Origin of the sequence: Desulfovibrio sp. 1188_IL3213 (genome assembly GCF_036763145.1) — a bacterium.
Lineage (GTDB): Bacteria > Desulfobacterota > Desulfovibrionia > Desulfovibrionales > Desulfovibrionaceae > Desulfovibrio.
Genome location: NZ_JBAIYR010000746.1, coordinates 1 through 254 on the forward strand (window position 1 = coordinate 1; position 254 = coordinate 254).

Below are 254 nucleotides of genomic sequence, written 5' to 3' on the forward strand. Positions count from 1 at the left end.
ACGCCGCAAACTGGGCCTCGTCTGTAAGCGCAAACGGCGGGTTATCCGCACCACGGAATCAAATCACGCGCTGGCGGTCGCTCCCAATCTTTTAAACCGTAACTTCGCGCCGGGCGAACACAACCGCCGTGTGGGTGAGTGACATAACCTATATCCCCACACGGCAGGGCTGGGTATATCTTGCCGGAATCAAGGATTTACACAGTCGGGAAATTGTCGGCTTCAGCCTGGCCGAACGTATGGACACCGGACTT

Annotated in this window: 1 pseudogene; it reads left to right on the top strand. The window is 56.7% G+C overall.

Annotated features, from left to right (window positions below):
* Positions 1–134: 134 nt before the first annotated feature.
* Positions 135–254 (top strand): annotated as a pseudogene (locus V6C16_RS15055) (IS3 family transposase); the annotation flags it as partial.